Annotated in this window: 22 protein-coding genes; 13 read left to right on the top strand and 9 right to left on the bottom strand. The window is 63.1% G+C overall.

Annotated features, from left to right (window positions below):
- Together V5F77_RS17025 and V5F77_RS17020 are read left to right on the top strand one after the other, a co-directional pair.
- Nucleotides 1-467, top strand: a 467-nt coding sequence (locus tag V5F77_RS17025; RefSeq protein WP_429006539.1) for a hypothetical protein, incomplete at its 5' end; no start/stop codon positions are given.
- Nucleotides 468-575: 108 nt separating this feature from the next.
- Nucleotides 576-824 (top strand): hypothetical protein, encoded by a 249-nt coding sequence (locus tag V5F77_RS17020; protein WP_394015557.1) that lies wholly within the window; start codon nucleotides 576-578, stop codon nucleotides 822-824.
- Nucleotides 825-892: 68 nt separating this feature from the next.
- Here the strand turns inward: V5F77_RS17020 and V5F77_RS17015 are convergent, their stop codons facing one another.
- Nucleotides 893-1,570, bottom strand: coding sequence for a Crp/Fnr family transcriptional regulator (locus tag V5F77_RS17015; RefSeq protein ID WP_429006538.1), 678 nt, complete (start codon nucleotides 1,568-1,570; stop codon nucleotides 893-895).
- 1,130 nt (nucleotides 1,571-2,700) lie between these two features.
- Between V5F77_RS17015 and V5F77_RS17010 the strand changes: the two genes are divergently transcribed.
- The gene (locus tag V5F77_RS17010; protein WP_429006537.1) at nucleotides 2,701-2,946 is read left to right on the top strand and encodes a hypothetical protein; all 246 of its coding nucleotides are present in this window, start codon (nucleotides 2,701-2,703) and stop codon (nucleotides 2,944-2,946) included.
- Between the two features lie 142 nt (nucleotides 2,947-3,088).
- On the opposite strand, the gene V5F77_RS17005 is transcribed toward V5F77_RS17010, so the two are convergent.
- Nucleotides 3,089-4,729, bottom strand: coding sequence for a Na+/H+ antiporter (locus V5F77_RS17005; protein ID WP_429006536.1), 1,641 nt, complete (start codon nucleotides 4,727-4,729; stop codon nucleotides 3,089-3,091).
- Nucleotides 4,730-5,504: 775 nt separating this feature from the next.
- Between V5F77_RS17005 and V5F77_RS17000 the strand changes: the two genes are divergently transcribed.
- From V5F77_RS17000 to V5F77_RS16975, 6 genes are all read left to right on the top strand, one after another.
- On the top strand, nucleotides 5,505-7,454 hold the full coding sequence (locus V5F77_RS17000) for a heavy metal translocating P-type ATPase (RefSeq protein ID WP_429006535.1): 1,950 nt from the start codon (nucleotides 5,505-5,507) through the stop codon (nucleotides 7,452-7,454).
- Nucleotides 7,455-7,466: 12 nt separating this feature from the next.
- Complete coding sequence (locus tag V5F77_RS16995) at nucleotides 7,467-8,513, top strand: ribose-phosphate pyrophosphokinase (protein ID WP_394040854.1); 1,047 nt, start codon at nucleotides 7,467-7,469, stop codon at nucleotides 8,511-8,513.
- Nucleotides 8,510-10,879, top strand: coding sequence for a phosphoketolase family protein (locus V5F77_RS16990; protein WP_429006534.1), 2,370 nt, complete (start codon nucleotides 8,510-8,512; stop codon nucleotides 10,877-10,879). The genes V5F77_RS16995 and V5F77_RS16990 overlap by 4 nt, the downstream gene beginning before the upstream one ends.
- An 8-nt stretch (nucleotides 10,880-10,887) precedes the next feature.
- Nucleotides 10,888-12,246 (top strand): MBL fold metallo-hydrolase RNA specificity domain-containing protein, encoded by a 1,359-nt coding sequence (locus tag V5F77_RS16985; RefSeq protein ID WP_394040852.1) that lies wholly within the window; start codon nucleotides 10,888-10,890, stop codon nucleotides 12,244-12,246.
- Entirely contained in the window at nucleotides 12,243-13,775 is a 1,533-nt protein-coding gene (locus V5F77_RS16980; protein WP_429006533.1) for a thymidine phosphorylase family protein, read from the top strand. Before V5F77_RS16985 ends, V5F77_RS16980 begins: the two co-directional genes overlap by 4 nt.
- Before the next feature lie 140 nt (nucleotides 13,776-13,915).
- Nucleotides 13,916-15,202, top strand: coding sequence for an MgtC/SapB family protein (locus V5F77_RS16975; RefSeq protein ID WP_213375403.1), 1,287 nt, complete (start codon nucleotides 13,916-13,918; stop codon nucleotides 15,200-15,202).
- Here V5F77_RS16975 and V5F77_RS16970 read toward each other — a convergent pair.
- Together V5F77_RS16970 and V5F77_RS16965 are read right to left on the bottom strand one after the other, a co-directional pair.
- Nucleotides 15,182-15,388, bottom strand: a complete 207-nt coding sequence (locus V5F77_RS16970) for a hypothetical protein (protein WP_429006532.1) — start codon at nucleotides 15,386-15,388, stop codon at nucleotides 15,182-15,184. The two genes, V5F77_RS16975 and V5F77_RS16970, sit on opposite strands and share 21 nt — an antisense overlap.
- A 120-nt stretch (nucleotides 15,389-15,508) precedes the next feature.
- Complete coding sequence (locus V5F77_RS16965; RefSeq protein ID WP_213375400.1) at nucleotides 15,509-15,712, bottom strand: heavy-metal-associated domain-containing protein; 204 nt, start codon at nucleotides 15,710-15,712, stop codon at nucleotides 15,509-15,511.
- Nucleotides 15,713-15,874: 162 nt separating this feature from the next.
- Here V5F77_RS16965 and V5F77_RS16960 point away from each other — a divergent pair, with 162 nt between their 5' ends.
- Nucleotides 15,875-18,412 (top strand): heavy metal translocating P-type ATPase, encoded by a 2,538-nt coding sequence (locus tag V5F77_RS16960; protein ID WP_429006531.1) that lies wholly within the window; start codon nucleotides 15,875-15,877, stop codon nucleotides 18,410-18,412.
- Between the two features lie 33 nt (nucleotides 18,413-18,445).
- The gene (cueR, locus tag V5F77_RS16955) at nucleotides 18,446-18,931 is read left to right on the top strand and encodes a Cu(I)-responsive transcriptional regulator (RefSeq protein WP_429006530.1); all 486 of its coding nucleotides are present in this window, start codon (nucleotides 18,446-18,448) and stop codon (nucleotides 18,929-18,931) included.
- Between the two features lie 228 nt (nucleotides 18,932-19,159).
- Here cueR and V5F77_RS16950 read toward each other — a convergent pair whose 3' ends face one another.
- From V5F77_RS16950 to V5F77_RS16935, 4 genes are all read right to left on the bottom strand, one after another.
- Nucleotides 19,160-19,837 carry a DUF6629 family protein gene (locus V5F77_RS16950; RefSeq protein WP_429006529.1) on the bottom strand — a complete coding sequence of 226 codons (678 nt, stop codon included), beginning with the start codon at nucleotides 19,835-19,837 and terminating at the stop codon, nucleotides 19,160-19,162.
- A 6-nt stretch (nucleotides 19,838-19,843) separates the two neighbouring features.
- Complete coding sequence (locus V5F77_RS16945; protein WP_429006528.1) at nucleotides 19,844-20,518, bottom strand: CBS domain-containing protein; 675 nt, start codon at nucleotides 20,516-20,518, stop codon at nucleotides 19,844-19,846.
- A 140-nt stretch (nucleotides 20,519-20,658) separates the two neighbouring features.
- Complete coding sequence (glgP, locus tag V5F77_RS16940) at nucleotides 20,659-22,350, bottom strand: alpha-glucan family phosphorylase (protein WP_429006527.1); 1,692 nt, start codon at nucleotides 22,348-22,350, stop codon at nucleotides 20,659-20,661.
- Nucleotides 22,351-22,528: 178 nt separating this feature from the next.
- Complete coding sequence (locus V5F77_RS16935) at nucleotides 22,529-22,732, bottom strand: DUF2934 domain-containing protein (protein WP_429006526.1); 204 nt, start codon at nucleotides 22,730-22,732, stop codon at nucleotides 22,529-22,531.
- Between the two features lie 252 nt (nucleotides 22,733-22,984).
- On the opposite strand from V5F77_RS16935, the gene V5F77_RS16930 reads away from it, so the two are divergent.
- A protein-coding gene (locus tag V5F77_RS16930; RefSeq protein WP_429006525.1) for an IS630 family transposase occupies nucleotides 22,985-23,931 on the top strand; the annotation gives its coding sequence in 2 pieces (ribosomal slippage) (nucleotides 22,985-23,321 and nucleotides 23,321-23,931; 948 coding nt in all).
- A 199-nt stretch (nucleotides 23,932-24,130) separates the two neighbouring features.
- Nucleotides 24,131-24,274, top strand: coding sequence for a helix-turn-helix domain-containing protein (locus V5F77_RS16925; protein WP_429006524.1), 144 nt, complete (start codon nucleotides 24,131-24,133; stop codon nucleotides 24,272-24,274).
- Between the two features lie 13 nt (nucleotides 24,275-24,287).
- Here V5F77_RS16925 and V5F77_RS16920 read toward each other — a convergent pair whose 3' ends face one another.
- Nucleotides 24,288-25,706, bottom strand: a complete 1,419-nt coding sequence (locus V5F77_RS16920) for a DUF1254 domain-containing protein (RefSeq protein ID WP_429006523.1) — start codon at nucleotides 25,704-25,706, stop codon at nucleotides 24,288-24,290.
- Nucleotides 25,707-25,710: the final 4 nt, after the last annotated feature.

Below are 25,710 nucleotides of genomic sequence, written 5' to 3'. Positions count from 1 at the left end.
CAATTCTACTTGCCGCTTGTTGGACACCAACCTTCGCCGCCGATGATAACAGTCTCGTTCGAATTCTTGCGAAAGCGGATATTGTTCACAATTTTGTTGTATATTGCGCTCAATACGATCCATCGATCATTGAAAGAACAAGAGGCAGTGTCGGCGATGCGCAACAGCTCATGCTGCACGTTCGAAGCGAGGTGATCTCTGGTTTGCCTCAAGCTGAGGCGATGGAAGTTGTCGTCCGTTCGGCGAATGCAGCGCGCATCGGTGCGTTGCTCGCAATCAGAGAGCACTACGGACCGAATCAAAGCGAAGAACGCGAGCGACTTTCTAACTGGTGTGAAAGCTCGGCAGTGCCTTTGGTCAAAGAGTTCGTCAGTAGCTACGACGATCATCATGATGCGTTCGATGCGGAAATTGCGAGGGCCAAGGAGGACCTGCAACCCCCTAACAAACATCCTTCCTTCAAGTGAGCCAAACGAATGTAGCCGAAACGCCAGACGTGAAATTCCTCACATCGGCGGCCGCGACTCCTCATTAACGTTTAGCTTTCTGGGTGAGTGCCCCCAAAGGAGATCATCGTGAGAATCTACAAACTCTTCGCCTTTGGCGCTTTCGCAATCGTTGCCACAACACCTGTCATGGCGGATTCCTATTCGCCGACGTTGGCAGGAAGGGAACGCGCGCGCCACGAGTTCCGGGATGTCCAGCGTGGGGCTTATCCGAGGGGCCCTGCGCCACAGCTGACCGCACCGGCCCAGCGAAACGTCGTGCCGGCGCCGCTGAAGAGGTTGCTCAGTTCACCGGCCGAAGGCAAGTCCAATATGTGAAAGGCAGATCTCCCTTAGAAAGATGTTAAGCCGCGCCCATTTCCAGGGCGCGGCTTAACTGCTCCCGATCAATCGCCGGAAAGCTGATCGCCTCTAATTACGAGGCCACGGCCACTTCGGACAATGAAGCCAGACCGCATTAGCTTGGTGAGCTCTTTGGTGACTGCCTCGCGCTGAGAGGAAATACGCAAAGCCAGTTCCTCATGCGTTGGCAGGCAGTCTATCATCAGGGTACCGTCCGCTCCCGATTTCGCCAACCGCACCAACTCAATCTTCAAGCGGGTGTGCATCGGCAGCGTGACGGTATCGACGAGGCGCCGGTTCACACGGCACAGCCGCCGGCACATGACGCGCATAACCGCCGTTGAAAAAGCCCCGTGCTCCGCAATTGCCCGAAAAAAGCTCGCCCGATCGATAACGAACGTGTCCGAGGTCTCGGATGCCTCGACAACAAGGGGCACAATGTTATCCGCAAAAGCGGCTGATTCTCCGATCAGTTCACCGCGCTCAACGTCAGTTACAAAGACGTCGATGCCCTGCAGCGTTGGTATCGACACCCGCAAGCGTCCATCCGCGACGACGTATATCATTGACGCGGTATTGGCCGAGATTGCGAAGCGTTGTGCCTTCGGAATGGTCCGCCTGTGCGCACCGAGCTGAAGGCGGGCGTCTTCCAGAAAGTCTAGGAGGCTGATGTGATCCGGTAATTCTGAACAAGCGGGGGCTGCAAGAGGCAAGATATTCATGACACTGGCCTTGCAGGCGCGCGCGTCGAGAGGGTTTCGCTCCATACCGGCAAATGCCAGGAGGCGCGGACGCGTTCGCCCAGAGAGTTCGACAGAAGGAGATTTGGAGCAGCCAGTGCTTTCCGCACGGACCGCGTCCGCTGCACCGGAAGTCACATTGACGCCGCGGATGCATCCGCCAGGCCAACGGCCCTCAGTGCCGGGATCAAGTCAGCCGAGGCGGCCGATCCAGCCGGCTAGGCCGGGAACCACGAATCGAGCTGTGCCCGAGACGGAACGTGAGCCGACGCGCGTTCCGCTCGGCAGACATGGGATCCCGCGTGGGCCATAGCACAGCACAGCTCATCGCGGAACAATCCGAGAGCTCCCGCCCATGATTCAACGCGCCGCCGCACACTCCGTTGCCATCTGGGCATGACGGCATGTGGTCGAAGGACCGTTCCTGTGCGAGGCTCGCGAAAACATCAGCGCTGTCGCCATTGTCAAGGCCACCACGGAGCATCCCCGCAGACATCACGAAGATGGCGGTAAGCAATAAAGCAAGGTATCGACATACTGGTGACGACATCTTCAAGGCTGCCCAAGGCAGAAGGAGCCGATCGATTCGGCGAAAGGCATGAAAGCCGCTAATCGAGGCGATCATGTGTCTCCCGTTCGACAGGCCAATCGAGCATGAACGTGGCAACGACTCGAATCGGCCGAACCGCCGCTTCCTGGCCGCGCTTCTCCTTCCGCATCGGTATTCATTGATCCTTCCGCATCGGTATTCATTGACCAAACATACCGGAATCGTCGACACGGATGCGCGGTATCGCCGCAGACGACGTCGGTGCCACGTTCCGCCGCTAGCAAACCCAAATCGACAGAACCCGCCAACGTGTCATATGAGCTACAAACATATTTGCAGATTTGTAAATGAATATAGGTTTGTTGGACGAAGGGACGTGTAGGTATGAAGACATATGTTTGCGTATCCGTTGGTGTATTTTATGACAAACGAAAAATTAACATAAGTTATTATTTGGACCACACCATTTTGTGAAGCCGAACGTGAAATCCTTCACATCGCATCTGCGTCTCTTCCCGCAGTTTCCGGGCATCGCGACAGTGCTTTGAAAAAGGAAGTTGATATGGCCCTGAGGAAGATCCTGTTCGGTGGCATGGTGGCTCTGCTGTCTGCGGCACCTGCTTTCGCTGACTATTATCCGTCTACGCTTTCCCAAGAGGAGCGTGAACGTCACGAGTTTCTCGACGTCCAGAAGGCGGATTTCCCGAGCGGACAGGCGCCCGCGTATATGTCATCCATGCCGCCGGGCGATCTGCAAATGCCGACGATGACGGGTGGGGCCACGATCCCCTCCAAGCCGAGGCTCTAGCAGGCCCTGCCTCGCACCACTCGGAAATCGAGCCGCGCCCTTTGTTGGCGCGGCTCAGCACTCCCGCAAAGCTTATGAGTGTCTTCCTGAAGCGACGCCACGGTCGTGTTGCGGCACCCTTCGTGCGCTTATCGAAGGTTCCTCACGTCACTCTGAATCTTGCTTCCAGCAGATCGACTTCCCTGACCAGCTTGCGCGCCGCCTCGTCTGTGAGGCTCCGGCCGCGAGCAATGCGATAGATCTCGTCGCGTTCGGCACGCAAGCCCGCCAGGCGCAGCCTGCGTTCGATCTCGTCGATCTTCCGGGCGAGATCGCGCTCCTCGCCAGTCTTGGAACGGCCATCGATGCGCTGGCGGTAAAGCTCCATGATTCGCGCTCCGGCATCCACGTAAAGATCGGCGTCGCTGCGTCCCTCGCCCATATCATGCTGGGCCCGCTCGACGGCCCGGATCGCCGCCTCGGACGCGGCGATCCGGGCGCGGTCTTCGTCTTCCTGATGCGAAGGCTCCGGCGGCAGTTCCAGCCCCTTGAGAAGATGCGGTAGGCCGATGCTGGCGGCGACGAGCGACAGGATGATCACGCCGGCGGCCAGGAAGATGGCGAGGTCACGCGCCGGAAACGCTGTCCCGTCGGCCATCACCAGCGGCAAGGTCAGAACGCCGGCGAGCGTGATCGTTCCGCGCACGCCTGCAAGCGACATGGCGGCGATCAGACGCCAACTGGGCGTGACGAGGGCTTCACCCCGGCGCGCAGCCCGGAACAAGGTGAAACGCAGCGAGGTCCAAACCCACAGAAGCCGCAATGCCGCAAGCGCCAGGTTGATGGCGACGACGTAGACGACGAGCCAGGCCGGCTCGTGATGCCCGGTCTCGTGCACGACCTGCGCCGCCCCGGCCAGGATCTGAGGGAGCTGCTCGCCCAGCAGAACGAAAATGATTCCGTTGGCGGTGAACTGGACCGTGTCCCAGACGGCGCTGCGACGGACACGGGTGACGGCGAGCGCTTGTCCGGTCTGCACCACATAGCTCATGGTGATGCCGGCCGCGACCGCGGCGAGAATCCCCGAACAATGAAGACGCTCGGCCAGAAGATAGGCGGCGAAGGGGATCAGCAGGCTGATCAGGATCTGCGAGCCGGTCTCCTCCCCGAATTTGCGCGAGATCCAGTTCTTCGCCTTGGTCGCCGACCAGGTCACGCCCGTGCCGATCGCAATGCCGCCGATCGCGACCCACAGGAACGTGCCGGCGGCCTCCGCGAGCGAGAATGTGCCGGTCAGGGCCGCGGCAACAGCGAAGCGCATGCAGACCAGGCCCGACGCATCGTTGAGCAAGGACTCGCCTTCGAGGATGTGCATCAGCCGCTTGGGAATGGGAACTCTGGCAGCAATGGCCGACACCGCGATCGGATCGGTGGGCGAGACGATGGCCGCCAGCGCGAAAGCAACCGCCAGCGGCATGGCCGGGATCATCCAGTTCACCAGGAAGCCGACGCCGACCACCGTGAACACGACCAGGCCGAAGGCAAGCTCCAGAATCGTGCCCTTGTCCCGGAACACACCCTCCTTGGGGATGCGCCAGCCGTCCAGGAACAGGAGCGGCGGCAGGAACAGCAGCAAGAAAATCTCCGGTTCCAGTTCGACGCCGAGATTGGCCACCGACGCGATGACCACGCCGAGCGCGATCTGAAAAAGGGGAAGCGGCAGGGCGATCGGCGACATGCGCGCGAGCGCACCGCTGATCACAACGGCCAGTAGAAGGATCAAGGCAACTGAGATCGTCTCCACGTCTGCTCCAGTCCCGGTTGCATGGTCGCGGCCTGTCGATGGCCGGCTTCATCCCGCGCTCGGGACCAGACCCATCTCGCCTCCCACGTCGATCGGCCGCGCATGCAAGAGCTCTATGGTGAAGGCTCATGGCGGCGGTAGTGCCGATTCCGGTCGAGCGAACTCAGCCAGGGGAGGATGAAGCGCAGGGTTGTCGCACAAATGATGGTAGCGTGTCGGCGACATTTTTTCCGGCATTGAAGTTTTGGAACGGCGGCAAATGCAACCGGTTCTGAGGTCCGGCATGCTCAAGCTGACGCACGCCGGGTGGCTCGGCGACTCTCCGTCCGTGGGTCGGGGTTACCGTCTCGACAATCGTCTGCCGCCCGAGCCTCGCACGATCCGACACGGCAGGCCGCTACCGCTCGGCCGTCGGAGTGCGACGCCGAGATTGAGCTTCACCTATGACCTCTTGGCCCATCGGCGAACTTAACCTCGATCAAAGACGTGCCGTGGGGAGCCGGCGACCAAGCAGGCTCGGCACGAAATGGCGCTCACGTCGCGGGCGCGCGGGCCGAACCTCGTCGAGCATTCCATAAGCACCATGGTCTCCCAAAGGCCGTAGCAAACAGCAGGATCTCGTAGAATGACCTCTGACCGGCCACATGCCCACGATCACAATGGTCATGCCGATCACGCTGGCGGCCGGCGCCAAGACGATCATCACACCGATCCCAAGATCGTGGCAGCGGCCGGTTCCAGTCATTCCGAGCATGCCGGGCACGATCATGGTGCGATGGTCGCCGACTTCCGCCGAAGGTTCTGGGTCACGCTCGTTCTCACGCCGCCGGTCCTGCTTCTGTCGCCGATGATCCAGCACTGGCTTGGCGTTGCCGAGACGCTCGCCTTTGCGGGAGATGGACTGGTTCTCTTCGCTCTTTCAACGATCGTCTATGTTTATGGGGGTTGGCCGTTTCTCACCGGCTTCCTGTCCGAGCTGCGCAAGGGGCAGCCCGGAATGATGACCCTGATCGCACTGGCGATCTCGGCCGCCTACTTCTTCTCGGCCGCCACCACCTTTGGCTTTCCGGGAGAGCCATTTTATTGGGAGCTCGTGACCTTGGTCGCGATCATGCTTCTCGGCCACTGGGTCGAGATGCGCTCCGTGATGGGTGCGTCGCGCGCGCTCGAGGAACTGGTCCGGCTGCTGCCCGACAGCGCAACCAAGATCGGCGCCGACGGCTCGATGCAAGAGGTCGCCATCTCCGCATTGCAACCGGGGGATCGGGTTCTCGTCCGCCCGGGCGCCAAGGTGCCCGTGGACGGGAGGATCATCGAGGGGTCGTCCGGCTTCAACGAGGCGATGCTGACTGGCGAATCCCGCCCGGTCTCGAAGACGGTCGGCGCCACCGCCATCGGCGGCGCGATCAACGGCGCCAACGCCGTGACCATCGAGGTGACGGCCACCGGCGATGCCACCTATCTCGCGCAGGTCATCGACCTCGTGAAGAAGGCGCAGGCGACGCGATCCAGGACGCAGGACATCGCCAACCGGGCGGCCTCATGGCTCACCTACATCGCTCTCGCCGTCGGCTTCGGGACGCTCTTCGTCTGGTGGCTCGTTCTCGGCGCGCCGCTTGAATTCGCGCTCGAGCGCATGGTGACGGTGATGGTCGTCGCCTGCCCGCATGCGCTCGGGCTTGCCGTTCCGCTCGTCGTCGCCGTCAGCACCTCGCTCAGCGCCGGAAACGGACTTCTGATCCGTGACCGCGCGGCCTTTGAACGCGCGCGCAATCTGAATGCGGTGGTCTTTGACAAGACCGGAACGCTGACCGAGGGCCGGTTTGGCGTGAGCGACATCGTGCTGCTCGCCGGCGGTGACGAGAAGGAGGAACTCGCCTTGGCGGCAGCGGCCGAGAGCCAGTCCGAGCATCCGATCGCCCACGGCATCGTCGCCGAGGCCAGGGATCGCAACTTGACCGTCCCGAAGGCAAGCGAGGTCAGCAACATCACCGGAGAGGGTATCGCCGCAAAGGTCGACGGCGCCGACATCCGTATCGTCAGCCCCGGCCATCTCGCAAGGCAGGGCAAGGCGATCGGCCACGAGCGACTCAAACAATTGGAGGCCCAGGGCAAGACAGTGGTCGTGCTCGTCCGCGACGGCGAGCCGCGCGCGCTGTTCGCGCTGGCCGATATCGTCCGGCCGGAATCGAAGGAGGCCATCGCCGAACTGAAGGCGCTCGGGATCAACTCCGTGATGCTCACCGGCGATGCCAAGGGGGTCGCGCAAGCGGTGTCGGACGAACTGGGCATAGCTGAATATTTCGCCGAGGTGCTGCCGGATCAGAAGTCCGAGAAGATCAAGGAACTGCAGGCGCGCGGACTGCAGGTTGCCATGGTTGGCGACGGCGTGAATGACGCGCCGGCGCTGGTCGTGGCCGATCTCGGGATCGCCATCGGCGCTGGCACCGACGTTGCCGTGGAATCCGCCGACGTCGTCCTGGTCAGAAGCGATCCGCGCGATGTGGCCGCGATCCTCGGCCTGTCACGCGCCACCTACCGCAAGATGGTACAGAACCTGATCTGGGCGACCGGATACAACGCAATCGCCATCCCGATGGCGGCCGGCATCACCTTCGGAACGGGTTTCCTGATGACCCCAGCCGTCGCCGCCGTTTTCATGTCGGCCAGCACCGTCATCGTCGCCATCAACGCGCAGTTTCTGCGGTTCTACCGGAAGAAATGAGGGGCATGATCCATGCGCCTGATCCTTCCCTTGCCCGGAAACGAAATCTTCGCCCGACATCTTGCCGAGTCCGGGGGATGGGAACTGGGTGCGATCGAGACGCGCCGCTTTCCCGACGGCGAGACCTACGTTCGGATTCTCTCCAATATTGCGAACCGTCCCGTCGATCTCGTCTGCACCCTGGCGCCGCCGGATGACGGGTTCCTGCGTCTCGTTTTCGCGGCCGATGCGGCCCGGTCGCTCGGTGCGCGCGAGGTCACGCTCGTTGCGCCCTATCTCGCCTATATGCGGCAAGACCGTCGCTTTCTGCCCGGCGAAGCGGTGACCTCGAAGACCTTTGCCCGCCTCGTGTCCTCGACCTTCGACCGGTTGGTGACCGTCGACCCGCACCTTCATCGCTATGCCGCTCTTTCCGCACTCTACACGATCCCGACAGAGACGCTTCATGCCGCGCCGCTTCTCGCCGACTGGATCGCGGCTGAGGTGCAGAAGCCTCTCATCATCGGGCCGGACGAGGAAAGCGAGCAGTGGGTCTCGGCCATTGCCGCGCGCATCGGCGCACCCCATGCCGTTCTAAGCAAAACCAGGCACGGCGACCGCAGCGTCGACGTCGAGCTCCCCGACCTCTCGCAATGGAGCGGCCTCCGGCCGGTCCTCGTCGACGACATCGCGTCGTCCGGCGACACGCTCTTTGAAGCCGCATGCAAGCTTCCGCTCCAGGGGTTCGCGCGGCCCATCTGCGCCGTCATCCATGGCCTCTTCGCCGAGGATTCCTACCAGCGCTTATTGGCCGTCGCCGACAGAATCGTTTCGAGCGATTCTGTCCTGCATGCGAGCAACGCCATCCGTCTCGCACCCCTGATAGCCGCCGCCATCTCGGCCGCCCGGAATGTCCCGCGGGATATTGTCCGCCACAGGCGGCCGGCCGAACCGCTCGATGAAGTCGAACGCGCCGGCATCGACTCCTTTCCGGCCAGCGATCCTCCGCCATGGACAAGCGGCGTCAGTCGAACGCGGACGCCGGTCCCACGACAAGGAAAAGGTGATAGCGCAACATGAGTGAAATGACATCGGACGCATTCGCGATCTGGCAGAAGGGCTACGGGCCCATCGAGCACAGCGCCGAGACGGTCGAGCGTGTTGCAGCACTCGCAGCCTCGGGATACATGGCGCCCGACAGGCTCTACCGGCTGCTCGCCGCTGCCGACCGTCTGGCCTGCGCGGCGATGTGGACCGTCGTCCACATGACCTATGCCAGCCGGGTCAATCTCTCCGGCGCGCCGCTGCCGGCCGCTGCGTTCAAGCCGACGCCTGAAGGCCATACCGGTGGCTCGCTCAACATGGTTCCTGCTTTTGTCGGCTATCTCACCGCCAACACGATCACCGCCAAGACCCGCTCGTGGCTGATGGGGCAAGGCCATTGCGTCGCAGCGATCGAGGCCGTCAATGCGCTCACTGGCGACGTCTCGCCGACGCAGAAAGGCCGCTACGACCGGACCGAGAAGGGGCTCTCTCAGCTCGCGGCCGACTTCTATTCCTATGCGATCGATGCGGAGGGTCGCGCCGCGGTCCCGCTGGGCAGCCATGCTGGTCCCAACACCGCCGGGGCGATCTCGGAGGGAGGCTATCTTGGTTTCGCGGAGGTGCAATATGTGCACATGCCGCTTCCCGGAGAGAGTCTCATCGCCTTCCTGAGTGACGGTGCCTTCGAGGAGCAGCGCGGCTCCGACTGGACACCCCGCTGGTGGCGCGCCGAGGATTCCGGCCTCGCGATCCCCATCATGATCCTCAACGGACGCCGCATCGAGGAGCGCGCTCAGATTGCCCAGCAGGGCGGGGTCGACTGGCTCGCGGCCCATCTTCGCCATAACGGCTTCGATCCCTTCGCGATCGACGGCCGCGACCCGGCCGCGTTCGCCTGGGCGATCCTCACGGCCGAGGAGCGGCTCGGACGTTTCGCCGCCGATGCCGATCACGTCTATCCCGCGCCCATCCCCTATGTGATCGCCAAGACGATCAAGGGGTTCGGCTTTCCGGGCGCCGGCACCAATGCGGCGCACAACCTTCCGATCGACGGCAACCCGTCGCGCGATGACGCGGCACGAAACGCCTTCAACGAAGCTGCAGCAGCGCTCTTCGTTCCGCTGCAAGAGATTGACCGCGCGGTCGGCGCGCTTGCCATTCACGACCCGCAGAACCGGCCGCTCGAAAGCCGCCATCCCCTCGCACTGCGAAGCCCGCCGTCACCCCAGCTCCCCGAACCCGAATGGATCCGCGTGGGCGATCCGCCGGATTGCGCCATGCATGCGCTAGACCGCTGGTTCGTGCGCGTCGTCGATGCCAATCCGGATTTACGGCCGCGGCTCGGCAATCCCGACGAGTTGCGCTCCAACCATATGGGCGCCGCGCTCGATCGTCTGCGGCATCGCGTCAACGTCGCCGAGCCCGGGGTAGCCGAAGCCGTTGATGGCGCCGTCATCACCGCGCTCAACGAGGAAGCAGTTGCAGGTGCGGCGCTCGCCAACAAAGGCGGGCTCAACCTGATCGTCAGCTATGAGGCCTTCGCCATGAAGATGCTGGGCGGCCTCCGTCAGGAGATCGTCTTCGCCCGGCGTCGTCGCGAGGTCGGTCAGGAGTCCGGCTGGATCTCGGTGCCCCTCGTCGTCACCTCCCACACCTGGGAGAACTCCAAGAATGAGCAATCGCACCAGGACCCGACGATTGGCGAGGCACTGCTCGGCGAGATGTCGGACACAGCCCGGGTGCTCTTTCCAGTCGACGCGAACAGCGCAATGGCCGCGCTGCGATCGGTCTATGACGGACGCGGCCAGGTAGCCTGCCTGATCGTATCGAAGCGCGACATGCCGCACCGGCTCGACGGCGAGGCGGCTGGCCGGTTCGTGTCCGAGGGCGCGGCCCATATCGATGGCAATCCCGGCGAAGCCGACCTGCAACTGGTGGCGGTCGGGGCCTATCAGCTCGAGGAGGCGCTCAAGGCGTCACGACGCCTCTCGGCCCGTGGCCTCAAAGCCGTCGTGACGGCATTGGCGGAACCGGGTCGCTTCCGTGCGCCGCGCGACCCGATCGAGGCCGCCTTCACCGCGAGCGACGAGGATCTCGCCGCACTATTTCCCCCGCAGCTTCCCCGCGTCATCGTCACTCATACGCGGCCCGAGCCGATGCTTGGTCTGTTGAGGCGGCTGGACGGGGGACCGCTGAGAACCGCCGCGCGCGGCTATATCAGCCGGGGCGGCACGCTCGATGTCGACGGCATGCTGTTCGCCAATCGCTGCTCCTGGGCTCACCTGATCGATGCGGCGACCCCGCTTGCCGGTTGGTCACGCGACGATCTGCTCACGCCCGCCGAACGCGCCGCCGTCGACAGTAGGGGTAACCCCGCCGATCTTTTCCAACCCGTGATCTGAAGGCCGCCATGCTTACGCTGACCTCGCTGGGCGGTGCCGGCACCGTCACTGGCTCGAAACATCTCCTGACTCATGATGGAAAGCGCATCCTGATCGACTGTGGCCTGTTCCAGGGCCTCAAGAACTTGCGCGAGCTGAATTGGGAGCCCTTGCCGGTCGAGCCCTCCAGCATCGACGCCGTCGTGTTGACCCATGCCCATCTCGACCATTCCGGCTATCTGCCGAAGCTGGTGCGCGACGGCTTTCGCGGCCGCATCTTCGCAACCGAGGCCACGCGCGATGTGGCCGAGCTGATCCTTCAAGACAGCGGCTATCTGCAGGAGAAGGACGCCGAATACGCCAACCGCAAGGGATTCTCGAAGCACAAGCCGGCCTTGCCGCTCTACGGAGTTCGCGACGCGGAACGCGCGCTCGAGTTCTTCTCAGCCGTTCCCTTTGGAAAGCTCGTTCAGCTTCCTGGCGGTGCGACGCTGATGTTCCGCCATGCTGGGCACATCCTGGGCGCTGCAACCGCGGATATCGGTTGGGCCGGCCGTCGCGTTACCTTCTCCGGCGATCTCGGGCGCTACGGCGATCCGGTCATGCCGGATCCCGAGCCAGTCTCGGAAGCCGACTTCATTGTCATCGAATCCACCTACGGCGATCGCATTCATAAACCGGGCGACATCACCGAGGTTCTCGGCGCGGTGATCGAGCGCACAGTCCAACGCGGCGGCACCGTCGTGATCCCGGCCTTCGCGGTCGGCCGCGCACAGTCGCTGCTCTATCATCTGTGGAAGCTGAAGACCGCCAGCAGGCTGTCGAACATTCCGATCTATCTTGACAGCCCTATGGCGATCGACGCGACCGATTTGCTTCATGCGCACCCTGCTGATCATCGCCTCACACCGGAGGTCTGCGGCGCGATCTGCGGAATTGCGACGTATACGAGAGATGTCGAAGGGTCCAAGGCGATCACGGCGAGCCCCTATCCCAAGGTGGTGATCTCGGCGAGCGGCATGGCGACCGGCGGTCGCGTGCTCCATCATCTGAAGGCTTTCGCGCCCGAACAGAAGAACACCATCCTGTTCTCCGGCTTCCAGGCCGCCGGAACGCGCGGACGTGCCATGTTGCAGGGTGCAAGCGAGATCAAGATCCACGGCCAATGGATTCCCGTTCGCGCAGAGGTCGACGATCTGACGATGCTCTCGGCTCACGCCGACGCCAACGACCTGATGCACTGGCTCTCGGGTTTCCGTCACAGCCCCTCGCGTGTCTTCATCGTGCATGGCGAGCCCGAAGCCGCTGAGGCGCTGCGCGTACGCATCGACAGGGATCTCGGATGGAGCGCGAGCGTTCCCCGTCAGGATCAGGTGTTCGATCTATGACCGCAGCCCTCGAACGGACCGACGCCCTTGCACAGCCGATGCTCCGCGCCAAGCGTCTTGGCCTGCACACCCAGCATCAGGCCGTGGTCATCATGCGCACAGACTGCCATGTCTGCCGTTCGGAGGGCCTTGCCGCACGCTCGCAGGTTCTTGTTTCGACAGGCAATCGGGAGGTGCAGGCAACGCTCTTTCAGATAGAGGGCGGCGAATTGATCGCGCTCGACGAGGTCGCTCTTTCTGAGACCGCCTGGACGATCCTCGGCATTGCGGACGGCGAAGCCGTTAAAGTCACACATGCGCCGGCGATCGAATCGTTGGCAAGCGTGCGCCGGCGCATCTACGGCAACCGCCTCGACGCATCCGCCTTCGCGGCGATTGTCAAAGACATTGTCGCCGGACGATACACCGACGTGAATCTTGCCGCATTCCTGACGGCGGGCGCCGCCTTGCCTCTGGACGAGCAGGAGACCGCCGATCTGACCGGCGCGATGGTCGAGGTTGGCGAGCGTATGCGCTGGGATGCCCCGATCGTCGTCGACAAGCACTGCATCGGCGGCCTGCCGGGCAATCGCACCACGCCGATCATTGTCGCGATCGTCGCAGCGCAGGGCCTCATCATGCCCAAAACCTCTTCACGCGCGATAACCTCGCCGGCAGGCACGGCCGATACGATGGAGACGCTCGCTCCAGTCGACCTCGACATTGCGACGCTCCGGCGCGTGGTGGAGGCTGAAGGCGGCTGCATCGCCTGGGGTGGCGCGGTGCATCTCAGTCCCGCCGACGACATCTTCGTGCGCGTCGAGCGTGAGCTCGATGTCGATACCGAAGGCCAGCTCATCGCGTCCGTGCTGTCGAAGAAAATTTCCGCGGGCTCGACCCATGTGGTGATCGATATTCCTGTCGGCCCGACCGCCAAGGTCCGCAGCGAGGAACTCGCCGGTCACCTCGCCGAACGCATGGGGGCGGTCGCCGCGCGTTTCGGCCTGACCGCGATATGTCTCCAGACCGATGGTTCACAGCCGGTCGGCCGGGGGATCGGGCCGGCGCTCGAGGCTCTCGATGTCCTGGCTGTCCTTCAAAATGCCGGCGATGCGCCGGACGATCTCAGGAGGCGCGCCGCGACGCTTGCGGGTGCAGCGCTCGAAATCGGCGGAAAAGTGGCAACGGGTGAAGGGACTCGGCTGGCGCTCGAAACGCTCTCCGACGGGCGCGCCTGGGCGAAGTTCGAAGCCATCTGTGAGGCGCAGGGCGGGATGCGGACACCTCCGACTGCGTCCAACGTCCATCCGCTTGTGGCCCCGCATGCAGGACGCATCGTCCATATCGACAATCGAAAGCTCGCCCGGCTTGCAAAACTCGCTGGAGCGCCCGAGGCCAAGGCCGCCGGCGTTCGCATGGACGTGCGGCTGGGCAACGAGATCGACAAGGGCCAGCCAATGCTTCATGTCCATGCCGAGACGCGTGCCGAACTCGCCTATGCCCTGGAATACGCCGCCCGGTCCGGCGATATCGTCAAGGTCGAGGCATGAGGCGGCAATTGGTTCTCGCCGGCGTCGTGGCAGCGCTTTGGGATCAATTCTATCGGTGCGACAAGGTGCTGCTCAGACGAACAGGCGACCGTCATGATCAGCTGCGCTGATGACGTGACTTATCCATCACGGGCCACGCCATGGACTTCTTGATCCTGCAGCTCGGTCTGGCACTTGCCATTGGCTTGCTCGTCGGCCTGGAGCGTGGGTGGCGCGAGCGCGACACGCCGGATGGCGGCCGCGCGGCGGGCATCCGAACATACGGCATCTCCGGACTGCTCGGCGGCGTGGTGGCGGCTCTCAGCGCCAGCCTTGATGCTCCCTCCATTCTGATCGCCGGCTTCCTCGCCTTCACGGCGGTCTTCGCCTGGTACAAGGCACGCGAGTCCCTCCACGATGAGGATTACAGCGTGACCGGCATCATCGCCGCGCTGGGCGTGTTCGCCTTGGGGGCGCTTGCCGTCGTCGGGGATCAGCGCGCCGCCGCCGCCGGTGGGGCCGCGCTCGCCGCGGTTCTCGCCAGTCGCGAGCTTCTGCACGGGCTTCTCAGGCGAATTTCCTGGATCGAGCTTCGTTCGGCTCTGGTGCTCGCGGTGATGACGGCGATCATCCTGCCGCTGCTGCCCGATCGAGCCGTCGATCCCTGGGGCGGCTTCAATCCCCGGCAGGTGTGGCTCTTCACCGTGCTGACGGCGGCGATCTCCTTCCTCGGCTACATCGCGGTCCGGGCTCTCGGCACGACCCGGGGTATTCTGGTCAGCGGTCTTGCCGGAGCCGTCATCTCGTCCACCGCCGTAACTCTGTCGCTGGCGCGGATCGCCAAGACCGGAACGAATCCCTGGCCGCTGGCAGGTGCCGCGATCCTCGCGGCGGGCGTATCCGTGATACGGGTCACGGCAATCGTCGCCATCGTCGCGCCGTCGGTGCTGGGCGTCGCGGGTCTGGCCATCCTGGCCGCAATCGGCGGCTTTGCGACCTGCGGCATTCTCCTCCTGCTGTCGCGCCACACCATTTCGGGCGAAGGTACGCAACCGCCGCGCAACCCCTTCGAGGTGGGGCCGCTGATGTTGTTCGCGGCGCTCTTCGCGGTCGTCTCCACCGTGAGCGCCGCTCTTTCGGTCGGAAGCAGCAGCGGGATGGTGGCGACCTCCGCCATCTCGGGAATATTCGATGTCGACGTGGCAGTGCTCAGCGCGTTGCGGCTGCTCGGACAGCCGGCAACCATGGAGGCGGTCGGACACGCCGTGCTTCTGGCGCTCGCTACGAATGCCATTGGCCGCCTGGCCGTCGCCGCCGTTGCGGGACCGGTTCGCTTCTGGCTCCCGCTGGCGGCCGCTACGGTGGTGGCCATTGCGCTCGGCTACGCTGCCTTTGCGACGCTGCCGCATTTCGAGTGGCCGGGACCGTCAGCCGTGATCGGCTCTTGAATGGACGAGGCGCGGGCATATACCGTCGTCCCGCACCCGGACCTCAGATTTGCCGAGGACGGAGCTCCGTGCCTGAAGTCGCGTCAGAACTCCCACCGTCTGCTCGATCTCATGTTGTTCGGACGGCATGATCTGAGAGCACAGTTCGGTGATCTCGGCGTCGTTGATCTCGGCTTCACGGCGCATCGGGATGGCTCCGGAATGGTGGACGGCTCCCAGCGTTTCCGCACCGAACAACGCACTACAGCGCCGGTCCGCTCCAGGCCAGCGGACCAGCGCCTGTCCTTGCCCCGAGAGAAAGGCGCGTCAGCCGGGCTGAACCTCCGCGGGATAGCCTGCCGACTTGAGCACCGCGCTGATTTGTTCGACGTCTGCCTTGCTCTCCAGCTTTACGGTCTTCAGCGCCGTGTCGACGTCAATCCTGGCGTCGACGTCGATGCTCTTGAGAGCTTTGGTGACGGTCGCAGCACAACCGCCGCAGTTCATGTTGGGGATTTTCAGATAGACCATGGCTTTTTTCCTCAATTTGGCACTCCGTGAGTGAAGGTGGTGCTTCCAACAATGGGAAGGTCAATAGGTCTGCCCGCCGAAAAAATGCACCAGTCGGCGTTGACCTTCCCATTGTTGGAAGCACCATGTTCGCGGTCAGCTGTGATTCAAGGAGCTGACGACATGCCGACCTCAACCGCATGCGCCTCTCCATCCGCAACGTTGCGGCTACGCATCGAAGGCATGACCTGCGCTTCGTGCGTGGGGAGGGTCGAGAAGGCCTTGAAGGCACTGCCAGGGGTGACGCGCGTGTCGGTCAATCTCGCGACGGAGCGCGCCGAGGTCGATTTTTCCGCACAACCCGACCCGGTTGCCGTGGTCGGCGCGGTCGAGACCGCCGGCTACGAGGTCGGTAGCGAGACGGCGGAACTCGTCGTCGAAGGAATGAGCTGTGCGTCCTGTGTCGGACGCGTTGAGAAGGTCTTGAAGGCGCTTCCCGGCGTTCTTGATGCATCGGTCAACCTCGCCACGGAGAAGGCGCGGATCCGGTATCTCGACAATTCTGTTTCCGCCTCGGATATGATTGCTGCGGTAGTAAGCGCCGGCTACGGCTCGCGTCTGGTGACGAATGGGGCGGTTGCCGAGGATCGGGAGGCCGCTCGGCGCGAGCGGGACATGCGGTCGCTGCGCAATGCGCTACTGCTCGCGGCGGTCCTTACCGTGCCGGTCGTGGTTCTCGAAATGGGCAGCCACTTGGTTCCGGCAATCCATATGTGGGTGATGGAGACCATCGGGCAGCAGGGGAACTGGTATCTGCAGTGCGCTCTGACGACGCTGGTATTGTTCGGCCCCGGCCTGCGTTTCTTCATCAAGGGCGTCCCGGCGCTGCTGCGCGGCGGCCCTGACATGAACACGCTGGTCAGCCTCGGCACCGGAGCGGCCTGGGCCTATTCCGTGGTCGCGACCTTCGCGCCTCACCTGCTGCCGGAAGGCACCCACAACGTCTACTACGAAGCGGCGGCTGTGATCGTCGCGCTGATCCTGCTCGGCCGTTGGCTCGAGGCGCGCGCAAAAGGGCGCACGAGCGAAGCGATCAGACAGCTGATGGACCTGCAGGCAAAGACGGCGCAGGTCCTTCGCGACGGGAAAGCGGTACAGGTTGCCCTGTCCGAGGTCGTTGCCGGCGACATTGTGCAGGTGCGTCCCGGCGAGCGGGTGCCGGTCGATGGCGACGTGCTCGATGGTTCCTCCTTCGTGGACGAGTCCATGATCACGGGCGAGCCGATCCCGGTTCAGAAGGGCGCGGGCGCTGCAGTCGTCGGCGGCACGATCAACAAGACGGGCAGCATCACCTTCCGCGCCACCAAGGTCGGCGGCGACACCGTGCTGGCGCAGATCATCCGCATGGTCGAAGCCGCGCAGGGCTCCAAGCTACCTATCCAGGCGCTGGTCGACCGCGTGACCGGCGTCTTCGTGCCAATCGTCATAGGAATCGCGGCACTGACCTTCGCGATCTGGCTGGTGTTCGGTCCCGATCCGGCGCTCGCCTTCGCGCTGGTCAACGGCGTCGCTGTCCTGATCATCGCCTGCCCCTGCGCCATGGGTCTCGCTACGCCGACGTCGATCATGGTTGGCACGGGACGCGCCGCGAGGATGGGCATCCTGTTCCGCAAGGGCGAAGCGCTCCAGACGCTGAGGAGCGCGAAGGCCATCGCGCTCGACAAGACGGGCACGCTGACGAAGGGGCGGCCGGAGCTGACCGACCTTTCGCTGATCAACGGGTTCGGGGAGTCCGACGTCCTGTCTCTCGTCGCCGCCGTCGAGGAACGCTCCGAGCATCCGATTGCCGAGGCCATCGTCGCCGCCGCGAAGCTGCGCGCTCTCACCTTTGGGGCCGTCCAGAACTTCGAGGCGGTTCCGGGCTTCGGCGTCGCTGCGACCGTCGATGGCCGTCAAGTCGAGATTGGCGCGGATCGCTACATGAAGAAGCTCGGTTACGACCTCGCGGAGGTCGAGCCGGTCGGCCAGAGTCTGGCGAGCCAGGGCAAGAGCCCGCTCTATGCCGCGATCGACGGCCGGCTCGCGGCAGCGATTGCCGTCGCCGATCCGATCAAGCCGACGACACGCGATTCCATCGCAGCGCTGCATCGGCTGGGGATCAAGGTAGCGATGATCACCGGCGACAACGCCAGAACCGCCACCGCCATCGCCAGGCAACTCGGTATCGACGAGGTGATGGCGGAGGTTCTGCCGGACGGCAAGGTCAAGGCGATCAAGGCGCTGCGCCAGCGCTTCGGAACCGTGGCCTTTGTCGGCGACGGCATCAACGACGCTCCGGCGCTCGCCGAGGCCGATGTGGGCGTCGCGATCGGGACCGGCACGGATGTGGCGATCGAAGCGGCCGATGTTGTGCTGATGTCAGGCGATCTGCGCGGCGTGGTCAACGCCATCGCGCTCAGCAAGGCGACGATCCGCAACATCAAGCAGAACCTGTTCTGGGCATTCGCCTACAACGCCAGCCTGATCCCGGTGGCGGCCGGCATCCTCTATCCGTTTAACGGAACGCTGCTCTCGCCGATCTTCGCGGCAGGCGCCATGGCGGCATCGAGCGTCTTCGTGCTCGGCAATGCGCTCCGTCTGAAGCGCTTCCAACCGCCGATGACCGTGGACTCCACTCCCGCGAGGCGGGCGCATCGGCCGGCGCTTGTTCCGGCCGAGTGACCCCAGCCGAGCCGCAGTAGGAGAGTTTGGAACATGAACATCGGTGAGGCAGCGAAGCGTTCGGGCGTCAACTCCAAGATGATCCGATACTATGAATCCATCGGACTTACGGAAACGGCAACCCGACAGGAATCGGGGTATCGTGACTATTCGGACAATGACGTTCATGCGCTCCGCTTTATCCGTCGGGCTCGGGACCTCGGCTTCTCTGTCAAACAGATCGGCGATCTTCTCGCGCTTTGGCGCGACCGGGATCGCAGCAGCGCCGATGTGAAGGCAATCTCCCTCCAGCACGTGCGGGACCTGCAGGACAAAAGGCAGGCCATAGAGGACATGATCGCGACGCTCAGCAACCTCGCTCAGCATTGCCATGGCGACGGACGACCAGACTGCCCGATCATCGCCAATCTCGCCGATGCGGACGTGGAACTGCGTGAGCCACAGGCCGAGAGCCGTCCGAGCAAAGCTCCCATCGCTCCCCTCGAAAGGGGCCCACCTCGGACGGACGTCCACTCGTAAGGCCTGACCTTGGAAAAGCGAAGAACAAGCTTCCCGTCCTGCAGTGTCATCATCGATGGAAATAGATCGAATTGCGCCTGTGGGCGATGCCGGTCTCTTCGCCAGCTCCTTCCAGCTCGCTGCTTCATCAGCATTTCCGCAGCCGCCCTGCGCCTCGTGGAGTCTTCCCAATCGAGCGATGGCGCTAGGTCTCCGCAAGCGACTTGGCAGTGCCGGTCTGGGGGCTTGTCAGACAGTCCCCATAGCCGAACCGGTTCGCGGCTTACGCAATGTCATCGCGACAAGATAAAGCGACATGAGCGCTCCGCCGAAGCAGAAGACGGAGATATAGGCATAGGCAAAGAATGTGTATGTCACCACAAGAACACCCAGGACCAGCAAGCCAAAGACCTTTACGGCACGGTCACGCGACAACAGGAATGGAACGGTGACGAGCGCAGCGTAGATGCCATAGGTTGTTTCGCGCGTCACCACGAAGTCGAGAAGATTGACATCCTGATAGCGGACTGCCCTTTCGAGGAACGTTGTCGTCAGCCAGCCTTCATGCGCGAAATACGGCACATATTGCAGTGCGCCTAGCATGCCCCCGGCGATAGCCAAGAATAAATAGAGGCTCCGGCGCCGCCCGTGCTCGATGAAGTAGGTCGAGACCGGCGCGCCGACCGGCCAGGCGAGCCAAGTGAAGAACATGTAGGCCAGCGAATAGCGCGTCACGAGGTCCTGATCGCCCCACTGTCCGGCAGTCCATACGAGCCCTTCCGTCGCTTGCTGGAGACCGAACAGGAATGGCAGGGCAGCGATCGCGAGGTATCGCCGATCGGTCTGCCAGGCGCGATAGGTGCTCAAGACTCCGGCAGGCATCAGAATCGCGGCGGCCGTGAAGCTCGCTTCTGCGGACAGGCACATCTCAGATCATAGCCTTACAGGACCTTTTTTCGAGATACTGAGATCATCCTTGAACCCTGGTCCGGCAACACCTTCGACGATCATGCGAATCGCATCATGCTCGTCTTGGGACCGAGTATCGCCTGTGACATGCACGATCCCGCCCTCGACGGCGACGACCGGCTGGGCTGACAGAGCCGAAGCGGCTTCGGCGAGGCGTGCGACGATGGCGCGCCGCACAGCCTCGTCGCCTCGGATCTCGGCATCCGGCTTGCCGGTCGCAATGACCTTCAAGAGATCAGCCCGGCTGACAATGCCAACCAGTCGCTCCTCGCGCATGACCGGCAGGCGCTTGATGTCATGCTGGTCGATCAGCTTGGCGATCTCGTGCACAGCGGCGTTCTCGTCGATCGTGATGACATTCGTCGTCATGACATCGCCGACCCTCCAGCTCCGACTCTTCACATAGGCCCTCGCAACCGCATCGGCGTCTTGCGAGGGATTGGGGAACGCCTCTGCGCTTCCGAGCTCCGTGCGCCGCAGGAGGTCGCCCTCGGTCACAATGCCGGCAAGCAGGCCATCATCGGCAAGTACGGGGACCCCGCTCACATGTTCAGACAGCATGATCTGAGTCGCGTGCCATACACTGTGCTCTGGACTCACGGTCGTCGGCACCTCTGTCATCAGATCCTTTGCGTTCATCGTTCAGCCCACGTCCCTCTGCATTGCAGAACCCTGCGTTGATCGATCTCGGCACCTGGCCCCGCGTTCTCTACCCGGAATCGGTACAAGCAATCGGGGCCTTTTCACCGCTCGAGTCGAACCAGCGTCGGCCGCTGTGGTCAGCGCATATAGGCTTCCGTCGCATAGCGGCGCATCATGCGCTGGCTGTTGAAGGTCGCGCCGATCTTGCTGATCGACTGCTTCATCATCCAGATCCAACGCGCCTTGTCATTGTAGTAGAGCGGAAGAACGACGGACTGCAGCTTGTCGAGAAGCGCCGAGGCGTCTCCTGCTCCCGGCGGATGTCCTTCGATCGCCCATCCGGTAACTCCCTCGACCCAACCCTCAATCCACCAGCCGTCAAGGACGCTGAAGTTCAACACGCCGTTCAACGCCGCCTTCATGCCGCTGGTGCCAGAAGCCTCCAGAGGTGGAAGTGGCGTATTCAGCCATATGTCGCTGCCCGAAACCATCGCAGCGCCAAGTTTCATGTCGTAGCCGGGCAGGAATGCCACGGGCACGACACCGGCAAGCCGCTCGATGTGCCGGTGAAAGCTCTCGATCAACCGGTGCCCGGGTTCATCGCGCGGGTGAGCAAGACCGGCCAGGACGACCTGGAACGGCTGGTCCTGGGCAATTGCCATCAATCGTTCGAGGTCGCTGAAAAGCAAATCCGGTCGCTTATAGGCCGTCATCCGCCGCGCAAGCCCGATAAGCGGTACATCCGCATGCATCAGCGTGCCAGTCGCATTCCTGACGTGTTCGACAAGTTCCGATTTTGCCACCTGGTGGGCGTTCCACACATCCTCATCAGCCAATTGGTCCGCAAAGGCCAGGATCTCGGGCTCGTGAGCCCAATGCGGGAACCGCGCCACATGGAGTTCCACCAGTGCCCGATGCGTCCACGTGTGAGCATGAACACCATTGGTGATCGAGCGTATTTGATAGCCCGGAAACATCTTCCGGGTGGTCTCTGCGTGCCGGCGCGCCACGCCGTTGACGTAGCCGCTTAGATTGAGGGCAAGCTGCGTCATGTTGAGACGGTCCAGCCCGGCCAGTTTCTTCAGCTCGTCGAGTTCCAGGTAATCCCCCAGGACGCGGTCGATGAGAGCGTAGTCGAACTTGTCAAACCCTGCCTCGACCGGAGTATGGGTCGTAAATACGCATTTCTCCCGGACAATGGCGCGATCGTAGAGACTTCCGCCAGGAGCGAGATCGTCGGTCGGTCGGCGTGTTTCCCGAAGCAACTGCAGCGCAAGAAGCGCCGCATGTCCCTCGTTCAAATGGTAGGTGCGGATTGAGAAGCCGAGCGCGCGCAACGCGAGCAGGCCTCCGATCCCGAGCACGATGTCCTGCTTCAGCCGATAGGCATCGTCGCCGCCGTAGAGGCGGTCGGTTATTTTCCTGTCCTCAGCAGCGTTCTGGTCGAGGTCGGTGTCCAGCAGCAACACCGGAACGGCGTGCCCGATCGGGCATGCCAGGCGGTAGAGCCTCGGCTGGATCCAGACGCTCCGCCCCTCGATGGAAATGGCCACCATGGCGGGAAGCGGATGTGTCGAGTCCGTTGGCGTCCATGGGTTCGGCTTATCGATCTGCGCGCCACCGGCGCTCAGCTCCTGGCGAACATAGCCTTCTCGACTGAGTAAGGTTACGAAGACCATCGGGAGGTTCAGATCAGCCGCTGAGCGGGCCGTGTCGCCCGCCAGGACGCCAAGCCCGCCGCTATAGGTGTGAATGTCTGGACGGAGCGCGATCTCCATCGAAAAGTACGCGACAATCGTGTGATAGAGGAAGGGTTCGAGGGCTTTCACGAAGATCCCCTATTCCCATTCCAGCCCGACTGGCCGGATATCGCGGCAGCCCGACATCGCACAAAGGCTCGATCGCGTCCAAACCTGCCGCCTACCATCGCCGGCCAAAGCCGGAGCACACCAAGATCACTTTTCAGTATGCTCTGCCATGGATCTCGCCCGAGCCAGCCGATGAACACTATGAGGCCTTCTTCGCAGCTGCGGCGCTTTTCAAAGCGAGTTTGCTCTCGGGTTCTGCCGCTGTAACCTCGGCTTCGGCTCGCAGCCAATGCTCGAGATCGCAGCCATTCGGGCTGCCTTCGCCCACCCAGATTTCATATGCGCGGTGCTCGATCTTCAGCTTGAGAGGGCTGTCGACCGGACTTTCCTGCTCTGTGCTCATCGTCTCGTCTCTCCTTTTCCGCGCGACATCACGCCCGCCCAATACAGGTCTCCTGCGTTCCGCCGCATGTCATTGATGCAGGTTAAAGATGGCCTCGGGCTCAGCCAGCCCGATCGCCCGCCAAGCCCGCCAAGCCCGCCAAGCCCGACGCCGGACGCTAGAGCACATTCGCTGCGGATTGAATCGGTTGGGGATTCCCAGGAGCGTTGATTTCTGATTCATCGTGCGGGCTGGCGAAGGAGGCCGGCTCGCATGGCGAACGCTCTTTCTCTCGATCTTCGACAGAGGGTCGTTGCGGCGGTCGAGGCCGGCGCGTCGCGGCGGCAGGCGGCGGCGCGGTTCGGCGTCGGCATCTCCTCCGCAATCCGCTGGGTCGCTCAGGCGCGGACGACGGGGAACCTCGAGCCGAGGCGGCGGGGTGGATGTCGTCCGAGCCGCATCGACGGGCACGCCGACCTCATCATGGAGTGGGTCGGAGCAGAACCGGACCTGACCCTGCCCGAGATCGCCGCCCGGCTCGACGGGGCTGTCGGCTACCGGCCGCCGCCGAGCGTGGTGCACGACTTCTTCAAGCGCCGCGGCGTGACGCGCAAAAAAAGACGGCCCACGCCGCCGAGCAGGACCGGCCGGACGTAGCGCACTGGCGACACGCCTGGTTCGACGGCCAGCCCGATCTCGATCCCGGGCGCCTCGTCTTCATCGACGAAAGCGGCACGTCCACCAAGATGGCCCGCCTCTATGGCCGCGCGCCCAGGGGCGAGCGCTGCCGGGCGCCCGTACCCCACGGCCATTGGAAGACGACGACGTTCGTCGGAGGCCTCACCCTCGAGGGCATCGTCGCGCCGATGACCATCGACGGCGCGATGACTGGCGCCGCCTTCCTCGCCTATGTCGAGCAGCTCTTGGTCCCAACCCTCAGCCCAGGCGATGTCGTCGTCCTCGACAACCTGCCGGCCCACAAGCCAGCCGCCATCCGCGAAGCTATCGAGGCCGCGGGAGCCGTCGTGCTCTTCCTGCCGCCCTACAGCCCCGACTTCAATCCGATCGAGATGGCCTTCTCCAAGATGAAGGCCAGCCTGAGGAAGGCTGCCGCCCGCACCCTCCCGAGCCTTTGGGACGCGATCCGAGACGCCATCGACGCCGTCACGCCAAACGATGCCCGAAGCTTCTTCACCGCCTGCGGCTATGAACCGGAATGATCCGAATCCGCCCTAGTAGATTGACCGATACGGAAGAGTCCATTGGTGGATTCCGCCGGGCGCCGACCGGCGCGAGTCTGGCGCCTGCGCAAGTGGATCACGATCACTTTCGGCGAGGCTGACCGGCGGCGGCTGACGCCCCTTGGTAGCTGATCGCAACACGCCGCAGAAGCACGCCTCGCGGGCTCGGATGGTGCTCATGGGCGCCGACGGTATCGGCACCCATGCCATCATGGCGCAGACCGGCACAGCGAAGACCACAGTCTGGCGCTGGCGGACCCGCTTCATGGAAGAAGGCGTCAAAGGGCTGTTGCGCGACAAGATGCGGCCGTGGTCGCCATGACGCTGAAGCCGCCTCAGTTCTTCACGATGACCGGCGGCCACCACGAACCATCCAGTACAGACGGCGGATTCTCCTTCGGCCAGTACAGGCGGAACATGGGAATGAATCCCGCTGCCGGCGCCGGGAGCCAGTTTGATTCCTTGTCGGGACCGGGATTGTCCTTCTGGAGATAGAGGTCGATCGAGCCGTCGGCGTTGGCCTTGAGCTGGTTACGCGGGCTGACAGTGTAGCGATTCAGCGAATTAGGAACAAAGAAGTATTGGTCATCGTACATCGTCAGCGACCAGAAGCCATTGGCGGGTGGCAGGTCGTTCTTGCTCTTGAAGTGAATGATGTAATTGTTATTGGCTGCGTCCAGTGGCTTGCCGTCGGCGTCGGCGACGCCAATGGGGTAGGCCGCATCCTTCGGTGCATTAGCGGGAATTCCGAACGCAGCGAGCCAGGCGCGGGCCATGTAGTCGGTGCCATAGTGACCGATCTTGAGATTGAGCAGCCACCCATTCTTGGTTTCACCAGCAACTTTCGTGTACTCGACAATTCTGGCCCAGGCGGCCTTCGGCGCCTCGTCGATCGCCTTGGCCACGGCGGGCTCGAATTTGCCGAGGTCGAACTTCTGACCGGGCACGATCCCGATTTTTGCGAGCTTCGAGACGATCGGTGCATCTTCCGCTGCCGGCGGATTGTCTTTCATCAAGTCGGCCATCCACTGAAAGTAGTGAACAGCGTCAACTGCATTGACGCTGTCGCGGACCGACCGCTTCATGTCCACGCTCAGGTCAACCTTTCCCGGCGGGGGGACATATTCCTTGCCCCAAGCGCTGAGCGGATAAAGCTTGTACTGGTCTTGCAGCGCCCAGACGGCCTTGTAGTCCTCGGGGGTGCCGCTGGAATAGGTGCGTGCCAGAATCCAGGCGCTCGACGTCGGGAATTTTACCTCCTTCACACCGTCAGGAATCTTGCCGCTCCAGCCCGGCCCAGTGACGACGTACGTCTGGGCCTTTTGCCCTGTCGTACGCGAGCCGGGGTCAAAGATCACCGGCACCCACGCATCGTAGAACTCCCAGACATAGTACCGGTCACCCATGTCCGGCCAACTGACCACCCATGGCCCCTTGGAGAGATCAATGAATGCACTGGAGTACAAGGTGTCAGCGTTTGGTGCGGTGACGTCGCGAAAGGCGGCAGAAGGATACTCGCGCAGATTAGCGAACTGTCCCATCGGAGCGCGTGTCGTGGCGGGCTTCTCGACATTGGTGATCACCTTCCGCGACATCTCAACTGAGATTAGCGAGTAGCCGTAGATGTAGGCCTCTTCAGCGATCGCCTTAGCTTCGTCGGGTGTGATGGCTTGTGCTTGTCCCGGCAGTGTCCACGCAGCTAGCGAGAACATTGCGGCCGCAGCCATCGTGAATGTCTGCTTCAAAAAGGGCATCGAT

The sequence above is a fragment of the Roseixanthobacter psychrophilus genome (assembly GCF_043195195.1).
GTDB lineage: Bacteria > Pseudomonadota > Alphaproteobacteria > Rhizobiales > Xanthobacteraceae > NCEH01.
Note: the sequence above shows the minus strand (reverse complement) of the source record. Positions and strands in the feature narration are given on the sequence as shown.